Origin of the sequence: Cupriavidus phytohabitans, assembly GCF_017815025.1 — a bacterium.
Classification (GTDB): Bacteria; Pseudomonadota; Gammaproteobacteria; order Burkholderiales; family Burkholderiaceae; genus Cupriavidus.
Map to the genome: position 1 here is coordinate 1 of NZ_JAGIQB010000100.1, position 9423 is coordinate 9423.

Sequence of the window (9423 nt, forward strand, 5' to 3'; positions counted from 1 at the left end):
GGGCAGAGTATTGAAGGCGCAGTACGCGGCCGATTGACATCTCGGGTCAGCAGCCTTGGAGATTGGAGAGCCTAGGGGAACCCCTGATTCGCGGTTGCGGCCGCCGCGGCCAGTTTGACAGGCTGCGTCCGAAGCAATTAAGCCAGCCCTTAAATACACTGGGCAGCGTAATGGCTGCGGGATGTCTGAAATAGGCGTTGACGATCTTCGGCGTACTCAAAAAAGGGGGGTTCATGAAGGAGGTCGCCTTGTGCAATAAGGTTTCCTTGTCGTGGCCGACAGCCCCGGTGCGCCGCGCCGTCTTGAAATGGCGATTCAGGTATTCATTGAGATTGGTATCACTGCGACGGCTTTTGCCCGGTGCTGATCTGATGGCCTCGGCCGTGACCGACCTCAAGACGGCCTACAGTCGCCTGGACCGGGCAGCATTGCGGCAAGCGCAGAACACGTACGACACCCACGCATAGCGGACGATCTCGATGGCCAAAGCCCGTGCTGAGGTTGGACTGCGCCATACGCTGCTCCGTCTGCACGGGATGGCGCCAACGGTCATCAACGGTGCAGGAATGACGGTGGCGACTGACGAGGAAAGTTTGCCGGAATTGGCGTTCGACACACTGGCCGAAGTGCTGCGAATCGTCACGATGCTGCAAGGCTGGCTCCGTCAGATCGAGCCGCTGGAGCAGCTGACGCCGCGCAATTGACCGCATACAAGCCAGGTTCTTTATAACTTTTTGGCCTATGTGTCATTTCGGGCTTTATCCCGGCAAGACCCCGGGATGGCGGAGCTTCCTGCCAGCCAGCGCCCAGCGCGTGGCCCCCGGTAGGCGGACAGGGTCGCCGCGCTCGCTGCGTAGGGCGCCACAGGGCGGCGACGGCTGCTTGGTCCGGACGGCGCGGCAATACGGGGGGTTATTCCGCCATGCCCGCTTTTCGGGGAGAAGCAGACGGGCTTTATTTCGTGTTGATCCAGCCAATCCGATGCCGCGCCTGCGTCGCATCATGCCGCGCATCCTCCTCGCTGTGCAGGTAGCCGCTCGTTGTCGAGATCGACGCATGCCCAAAATTATCCCTGACATAGCGCAGATCCACCTGCCGGTCGGTCATGTGCGAGCCGGCGGTGTGGCGCAGCCAGTGCGCCGAGGCGCTGGCCAGGACATCGGCCTGCGCCTCCCACTCTGGCCCGCGCGCCCGCAGGCGCGCCGCGGCCATGCCAAAGACTTCCTTCAGGATCAGGTGGAGCGCCCCGCGCGACAGAGCCTTGTCGATCCCCTGGTCACGGCCGATCACCGGCAGCAGCAGCGGGCGCGTCTCGCCGGGGTGCGGGGTCGGCGCCAGCCCGTGGGCGCGACGATAGCGCGCGAGTTCGGCGATCAGCTCGTCGGTGGCCGGCACCAGCCGGGTCTTGTTGCCCTTGCCGGTGACCTCGAGCCACCAGCGCTCGACGCCCTGGGCATCGCGCCGGCAGAAGAACGCCCCCATCGCGATGCCGGTGACCTCGGCCGCGCGCAATCCGCCCAGGTAGAGCACGCTCAACAGCCAGCGGCAGCGCACCGCATGCAGGCGCTCGCGCGCGGTGGCGGGGTCGGTGGTCCCCGGCATCGCCGCGACGGCGTCTTTGACGGCGTCCCACAGCTCGTGGCTCAGGTAGCGCGTGATGCGGGGCTGCGTTGGCGCGCGCCGGCGGCGCGCCAGCGCGAGCGGATTGCCGGCCAGGTAGCCGGCCTCGGTGAGCCAGGCAAAGAAGAGGGCGTTCAGGATCACCAGCGCGTGGCGCACGCTCGCCGGCGACAGCGGCCCGGCAAACGGGCGCCAGTCCGGGTGGGCGCGGCCGAGCTTCTTGCTGCCCGCGAGCACCCAGCGCGCGGCGGGCTGCGGGTCGGCCAGGAAACGTTCATAGACCAGCAGGTCCTCGTGGGTCAGCAACGACAGTGGCTTGCCCAGTTGTAGCACGGTCCACAGCAGCAGCCGGTCGACCTCGCGGCGGTAGGCGGTGAGGGTCGCGGCGCTGTCGGCATAGCCCGCGAGCCAGGCGGTGACGGCGGCGAGGTCGTCGGCCGCGGCGATGCGGGTGGCGGTGGCAGGCGCGCGGTTGCTGCCGGCGGCGCCGGACAGATCGGGCGGCAGCTGCAGGCGCTCGAGCGGGGTGGGCAGCGGGACCGCCAGGCTTTCCAGGGGTTTGATCGGGAGCAGTTCCATGAGGCGGGTATCGGCCGAGGCACATGCCGTTTGCGTCAGTATAGCCGATTCCTTGACATAAGCGTAATTATGTCTAAAGTATTGACAATAAAATTGCATTTGTGACGTATTACGTAGTAATATACAAGCACTCAACGACGCTTTCTTTGCCGATGGCCGCCGCCGACCTCGATCTGACCGACACCACCCTGCAGGCCGACCTGGCGGAGCTGCGCAGCCGTTTCCCCGAGACCCGCGCGCTGTACCGCGAGGTCTGCGGCCTGCTGTTCTTCCGCTATGGCGTCACGCCCACCGCCAACAAGCTCTACAGCCTGGTGCGCAAGGGCAGCATGGGCACGCCCGCCGAGGTACTGCAGCAGTTCTGGCAGGAACTGCGCGGGCGCACGCGCGTGACCATCGACCATCCGGACCTGCCGGACCCCCTCAAGCAGATCGCCGCCGAGGCGGTGCAGACCATCTGGCAGGCCGCCAACGAGGCCGCGACGGCGGAACTCGCCACGCTGCGCGCGGAGGCCCGGGACGTCGCGAACGCGGCCGAGGCCGAGCGAGACGCTGCGCGCGTGGAGACGGCGGCCGCGCGCGAAGACGCGCTGGCGCTCTCGGCGCAGCTAGGCGAGGCGCGCCAGGCGCACGACGCCGTGCAGGCCGAACTGGCGGCCGAGCGCCAGGCGCACGCCGCGACGCGGGCGCGTTGGGAAGCGGGGCGGGGGGAACTGGAGGCGGCGGGGCGCCAGCTGGCGGAACTGCGGACCCAATTCTCGACGGAGCTGGAGCGGGCGCGCGAGGCGGTGACGCTTGCGCAGGAACGCGCCGAAGCCAGCGAGCGGCGCAGCTTGCGCGAACTGGACCAGGAGCGCACCGCGCGCCAGAAGAGCGAGCGCACGGCCGAAGACCTGCGCGGCGAACTGGCGGTGGCACGCAGCGAAGCGCGCGATGCCGCGGTGGCGCAGGCGGAGGCCCGGGCCAAGCAGGAGGCGCAGGCCGTGGCGCTGGCCGATCGGCTCGCGGTAGCCGAGCAGGCGCAGCGCAAGGCCGCGACCGACCTGGACGCCGTGCAAACGGAGCTCGCCGCGGCGCAGCGCCGGGCCGAGCGGGCCGAAGCCGAAGCCGCGCTCGCGCGTCAGTGGCTGGCCACCTTGCGCGTCGCGCCGCGCGAACGCGAAGGGGGCCGGCGGCGCAAGGCCGGCAGTTCGGCGGCGACCGCGCCGGAAGAACAAGGCGACGGTCAGGGAGACGCTCAGCGGGATGAGTGGGGCGAAGCGCAGGGTGAAGAGCGGGGCGAAGAACGGGGCAACGCGCCGGGGGCGGCGCACCCCAACCATCAGGACGAAGGCAACGACAGCAGTGACGGCAGCGATGACAGTAAAGACTGAGCGGGCGGACGCGATTCCGCGGGATCCCGGTGCAGAGGGGCGTAGGCGAGAAGCGAACGACACGCCAGAGACAAGGTCTCACCGTCCATGGGATAAGGCAGCATCTGCACGGGCAGTGACGGCAATGAAGGAGAACGAATTGGCCCCAAAACAAGCAGTGGAGCCCCTGGTCGCGGGCCAGGCGCCGGACAGATTGGGTCAGATGGAGCTTCCCATCGCTGAGGCGATGCGCGACGCGGATCCCGTCATGGGTGACGCCAGTGATGCCGGCGTCGGTCGTGGCAGCGTTGCCACTGCTGACACTCAGGCCCGACGCTTGGACTTCTGGTCGACCAGTCGGGATAGCGGCCCGACGGCGACCGTGTCCTATCGGCGCCGGCGGTCTTACGCGGCCCCGGACGCTGTAACGGCAGACGTGGCACCGGAAGCATCGAGGGAAGCCGCCGCCTCGGCGGCGTTGACGGAATCTGACGCGCCGCAAGCGCCCATGGAAGCCATGCCCTCGGCAGCGACCCCTGAAGCCGTGGCCGAAGCTCCAGTTGAAGCTCCGGTTGAAGTCCTGGCCACGGACGAACCGACGGAAGCTGCCGCCCCGGACGAACGGACCGAAACGGCCGCCCCGGTCGCACCGCTTCACGCCCCAGCGCCGGAAGAGACGCGGACCGCGAAGCGCGGTCGAAAGCCGAAAGCGCTCACCGAAACTGCCGCGCCGGAAGCGGCGCCGGCAGAGACGCGGGCCCCGCAGCGCGGTCGGAAGCCGAAGGCGCTCACCGACACTGCCGCGCCGGAAGCATCGCTTGAAGAGACGCGGGCCCCGAAGCGCGGTCGGAAACCGAAAGCGCTCACCGAAACTGCCGCGCCGGAAGCCGCGCCGGAAGAGAAGCGGGCCCCGCAGCGCGCTCGGAAGCCGAAAGCGCTCACCGAAACTGCCGCTCCGGAAGCAGCGCCGGAAGAGACACGGACCTCGAAGCGCGGTCGGAAGCCGAAAATCCTAGCGGAAGTTGCCGCTTCGGAAGTCACGACTCAAGCGACCCCAACCCGAAAGCGCGGGCCGAAGCAGAGAACACTGCCTGGCGTGGAGGCTGTCCCGGAAGCGCCGACTCAGAAGACGAAAACCCGGAAGCCGCGACAGGAGCAAAAAGCGCCTACCGCCACCCAAAGCCCGTCCCAATCCTCACTGCTCGCTCAACTGGCCTCCGTCAATGCGCAACTTGCGCAGTTGCGAGCCACGGAAGTGCCAAAGGTTGTGGAACAGATCCGGCAGTGGATGCAGGAGTACGACCTCAGCATGGAGGACATTGCGGGCAAGCCCAGTGTTGAGCCCGCTGCCCGCGCTGTTCCGACCAAGACGAAGGCCGCGCCGCCTCCGCGGTACCGCAACCCCAAGACGGGCCAGACCTGGTCGGGGCGCGGTCGGGCTCCCGCATGGATTGGCAAGAAGCGCGAGCGTTTCCAAATCGATCTCTTGTCCTGAACGACAGGTGGGCGGGCGCGGCCGGTCCGCCCCCATTCTGACTTCTAGCAAACTCGGCAGGCCGGAAGTTCGGCGGCCACTGCGCAGGAAGCCCAAGGGGAAGAGCCGGGCAACGACCCGGGGGCGGCGGCGCTGCCTAACAACCAGGACGAAGGCAACGACGGCAGCAATGACAGCAAAAACTGAGCGGACGGACGCGATCCGCTGGATCCAGACGCAGATGGACGACTACGGGCTCACCCTCGAAGAGCTCGACGCGGCGGGGTGCTTCGCGCCGCCGCCCCCGCCACCGGCCGCACCGCCGCCGCCGGTGGTTTGCTACCGCAACGCGGAAGGGCTGACCTGGGACGGGCAGGGCGAGATGCCGTCGTGGCTCAAGCGGGCGGTCAATGCGGGGCAGTCGTTGGAGTTTTACCGGGTCGGGTCCTTGTAGAGCCCCACGCAAACTGCCTTGACGCTGCCGGGAGGACGCGTAGAATCTGGACTGTTGGGTGCTGCAAGGTTCCCGATAATGGTTGTGAACCTTCTTCTTGAAGGCCTTCTGGACGGCGGTTCGATTCCGCCCAGGTCCACCAGAAGCACATTGCACGGGTAGTGCGCTTCTGATGGGCCTGACCTGGTTTCGACAGGGGGAGATAGGGTCGTGAGGCAACTCGTCAGAGAAGACGTTAAAACTAAATCGAAGTAAATGCTAACGACGAAAAGTTCGCATTGGCCGCCTAACAGCCGCCTTGGGTTGTAACTGACCTCGAAACAGAAAAGTTACTGACAAGGGCTCCTTCGGGGGCCCTTGTTCATTTGAGGGCTTGGCATCGATGGCAGCATGCGAATGACCTTGCCCCGGAGTCCGCGCGTACGCACGGCGCGCCGGCCCGCCCGCGCGCCTCTTGATTCTTCGTTCGGCTGCGTGTGCAATGCCGAGCATGACCCTGAGCCATGCCGAAGGAGGATTCTGTGAAGAAGGGCGCTCTGATCTGTTGCGCTGCCGCCTCGATCGGGTTCGCGGGCCTGCCCGCGATGGCGAAGGACGGCGTCGCGATCGCGCTGCCGGACCAGCGGGTCGCTGTGCTGTCCGAGGGCGATCTGGAAGCGACCTCGATGGGCAGCTACAGCGTCGCCGTGTTCAAGGATGCGCAGCTCCTGCATTTCGACGCCGGCGCGGTCTTCTCGCGCAACGGCACCATCTTTCGGGATGACGGCAAGCTGCGCGTGAAGTTCGCGGACATCACCGGAGACGGCACCCAGGCGCTGGTTATCTCCAAGCTCACCGCCGGCTCGGGAAAATACCTGGAAGTGGATGCGTTGCGGATCGACGCCGGCAGCGTGCGCCTGCTCACGCGCGTCCAGACCGATACCCACCATGATGAGATCGCCGAGCTTAAGGCGGCGTGCCGGCGGGGCGCGTGCTCGCCCAAGTAGCGCGCCGAGCAGCGGGGCGCGGTCTCCTCAGTGGCGAGACCACGCCAAAAGGGGGGCTAACTACGCGGCAAGGCGACCCTCAACCAGGAATACCCATGAAGCTGGTGCAGCGAAGTTGCAGGTTGAGCGGGAAGCCCGGGCGGCCGCCGGGTTGACCGCTTGCCGCTCGTCGCCCACGCATTCCGGATCACTCCCCCTTGCGCTATCATCCGGCCCATCCGGTCCACGGGAAACGACAGGAGCAGGCCATTATGCGACACATCGGTCAAACCGTCTCATTTACCCGCCCCGACGGCCAGTCGGTCAACGGTTACCTTGCCAAGTCGGATGTTACCGACGGTGCGCCGGCCATCATCGTGGTCCAGGAGTGGTGGGGCCTGAACAACCAGATCCGCGGCGTGGCTGACCGCCTTGCGCGCGCCGGCTACACCGCGCTGGTGCCCGACCTCTACCGCGGCGCCAGCACGGTCGAGCAGGAAGAGGCCCACCATCTGATGTCCAAGCTGAACTTCGGCGATGCCGTGGCGCAGGACATCCGCGGCGCCGTGCAATATCTCGGCACCCTGAGCGGCAGCATCGGCATCACCGGCTTCTGCATGGGCGGCGCACTGACGCTGCTGTCGCTGAACGCCATCCCCGAGTTGAAGGCAGGCGTGCCGTTCTACGGCATGCCGCCACTGGAGGCCATCGACCCCGCCAATATCAAGGCGGCGGTGCTGGTCCACTCGGCCACGCAGGACGTGTTCTTCGCGGCCGAGGGCTTCGACAAGCTTGAGGAGAAGCTGCGCGCCGGCGGCGTCGATGCGACGTTCCACCGCTACCTCGCGCACCATGCCTTTGCCAACGAGGACGCCATCGGCGACGGCCGCATCGCCGGCACCCAGTACGACGCCGCCTGGGCGCAGGTGGCCTGGGACCGCACGCTGACGTTCTTCGCGCGCCACCTCTGGCGCTGATCACCGCGGGCCGGCTGCGGCCGAGGCGACTCCGGAAAGCCGTTCTCTACGTTCTTGGGAGCGCACTTAGCTTCGTCAGGTGCCCCACTGGGCCGCCCAGCTGCGCCAGCACGGCTGGCGCGTTGGCATGATCGACGCCTTCGCGCAGGACTACGTCGAGGACCTTTCCTGCTGCTAGCGGCCGAGATCAAGCGCCTGAGCGCGGCCAACGCGTCGGCGGCCGAACGCCAGACCGCCAAGGCGGCCAAGGCGCGCTGCTGCCCACCTTGGCCGCGATCAATTTCGCGGGAAAGATGGTTGGCACCCATGATTTGATTTGTGAATTCTCCGACGCAGTAAAATCGGGCAGCGGAAAGGGCGCCGATGCGCCCAGGCCTGGGTCAAGCGCATTACTTAACTTGCAGAATGGCCATGATACGAATGAGCATAAGATGTTGATGGACAATTGCGAGCGCGTCTTCGACCGGGCGGGGGCGCCCGCGGATACTGCTGGGGCCCTGCGAAAGGCAATGGCCCGACTTGACCTGGATATTGACTGACCGTCATGAAGCAAAATAAGGTTCGGAAAATCCTAGTCACGGTGGCCACCGCAACGCTATTGCCTGTGGCGGCTTGGGCCCAGCAGCGAGCCGATTCGCCAGCCGACGTCATGAAGATTGTTGCGACGACGACGGCCGAGATTTGCGGAGCTGTCCCGATTGGAGGTTGGGACGCCAGGGCCAGCGCTGAATCGTCCCTCCAGGCAAGTTTAAAAGGGTTCTTCCGCAAGCTCGCCGACGGCAAACTCGTCGGGATTACAAGCGTTGGGGGCGGAGCCTACGAGGGCCCACTGCAAGTCGAGATCACGAAAGCGCGTGCAGACAGTCTGAACTGCCGCAAGGATGTGTCCGCCCGGTTGCTCGACTATGTCAACAAGGTAAAAGAGAGCGAGAGGACCTCAACCGGTGTCCATTTCCGTGCCCCGGCGCGTGCGCCATCGACGCGTCCGCGAACAGAAGCGGGTCCTTCCGTGATCACAGGCGCAAGCGGCAGCCAGTCGCCTGTTATTGCGGATGTCTCGAACAGCACCATCAGCATCAACAATTACGGATCGCCAGTTCCAGCCAAACGAACGTCGCGCATGCCGACAGAAAGTGCGGAAGAATTTGCAGCTCGCTTCCTGCACCTGATCGATGTGGGAGACATTCCTACGGCGCGCATCCTTTATGAGCCTTCACTGGTCCTTCTGAGGTCCGAGGCACAGATGGTCAAGGATCATTCGGGAATACCCTCTCGGTACTATCCGGCGCGCCGGCGCCAGGTGGCCTACTCGGTGTTTTTGCCCGCGGCCACGTACCAGCTCCGGCGTGATGCTTGGGGCGTCTATTTCAAAACAACATACAAGAATGGCACGGAGGCGGGGACCGGTCCGAATGAAAGCGTTGGCTTGGTTTTGTCCGACAATGGCGAATGGCAAGTAGTGGAGTTGCATTGCATGCCCTGTGAGACTGCAATTGATCGGGCACAAGCTACCAGTTCGGTCCATCTTCGGCCCGAGATCGAAGCCTCTGCTGAGCGCGCGCACACCCTGAGCGACTCCTTGGCGGAAGCCGCTAGACAGGTGAAATGACGCCCCGGTTCTTTGTTCACAACTGTGTCCGGGAGGTAGATCCCCCCACGGTCTGGCATTTGGCGGCCTGGGGACTAAAAGAGAACGGCCAAGTTGAAGGACTGATTGGTGCCTTTGGCGGGAGGCAGGCAACGGCGTCCGAGGGGCTGAGCTGGGACGGGCAGGGAGATCCCACCTGGCTGCGGCGGGCGGTCAATAAGGTCTCCCTTTGTTTTCGATGCAATTTTCCGGGGTAGCAGGCCCAAGCATTCATGCGGGTTTCCGGCTGGTGCCAACAAGAAATCCGCATAAAATCAATCACTTGCTGACTGGTCTAGTAACTGCTCAATAACCCGGGGCAATCCCTCAGGCGCTGCGTCGCCCCTGACCGGGTTCATCGGGCCAGGATGCAGG

At 65.7% G+C, this 9423-nt stretch carries 8 protein-coding genes and 1 other RNA gene; 8 read left to right on the top strand and 1 reads right to left on the bottom strand.

Annotation, left to right across the window (positions count from 1 at the left end; genetic code table 11):
- Positions 1-479 precede the first annotated feature (479 nt).
- A complete protein-coding gene (locus tag J8I34_RS32290; protein ID WP_245176306.1) occupies positions 480-704 on the top strand; it encodes a hypothetical protein in 225 nt (74 codons plus the stop codon).
- 250 nt (positions 705-954) lie between these two features.
- Here the strand turns inward: J8I34_RS32290 and J8I34_RS32295 are convergent, their stop codons facing one another.
- On the bottom strand, positions 955-2199 hold the full coding sequence (locus tag J8I34_RS32295; RefSeq protein ID WP_209808263.1) for a tyrosine-type recombinase/integrase: 1245 nt from the start codon (positions 2197-2199) through the stop codon (positions 955-957).
- A 152-nt stretch (positions 2200-2351) separates the two neighbouring features.
- On the opposite strand from J8I34_RS32295, the gene J8I34_RS32300 reads away from it, so the two are divergent.
- From J8I34_RS32300 to J8I34_RS32330, 7 genes are all read left to right on the top strand, one after another.
- A complete protein-coding gene (locus tag J8I34_RS32300) occupies positions 2352-3572 on the top strand; it encodes a DNA-binding protein (RefSeq protein WP_209808272.1) in 1221 nt (406 codons plus the stop codon).
- A 124-nt stretch (positions 3573-3696) separates the two neighbouring features.
- Positions 3697-5046: an H-NS histone family protein gene (locus tag J8I34_RS32305; protein ID WP_209808265.1), complete on the top strand. Its 1350-nt coding sequence runs from the start codon at positions 3697-3699 to the stop codon at positions 5044-5046.
- Positions 5047-5215: 169 nt separating this feature from the next.
- Positions 5216-5479 (top strand): H-NS histone family protein, encoded by a 264-nt coding sequence (locus J8I34_RS32310; RefSeq protein ID WP_209808266.1) that lies wholly within the window; start codon positions 5216-5218, stop codon positions 5477-5479.
- Positions 5480-5483: 4 nt separating this feature from the next.
- Positions 5484-5843: a transfer-messenger RNA gene (ssrA, locus tag J8I34_RS32315) on the top strand.
- Positions 5844-6000: 157 nt separating this feature from the next.
- Complete coding sequence (locus J8I34_RS32320) at positions 6001-6465, top strand: PliI family lysozyme inhibitor of I-type lysozyme (protein WP_371748188.1); 465 nt, start codon at positions 6001-6003, stop codon at positions 6463-6465.
- Between the two features lie 251 nt (positions 6466-6716).
- Entirely contained in the window at positions 6717-7421 is a 705-nt protein-coding gene (locus J8I34_RS32325; RefSeq protein ID WP_209808269.1) for a dienelactone hydrolase family protein, read from the top strand.
- A 544-nt stretch (positions 7422-7965) separates the two neighbouring features.
- Complete coding sequence (locus J8I34_RS32330; protein ID WP_209808271.1) at positions 7966-9030, top strand: hypothetical protein; 1065 nt, start codon at positions 7966-7968, stop codon at positions 9028-9030.
- Positions 9031-9423: the final 393 nt, after the last annotated feature.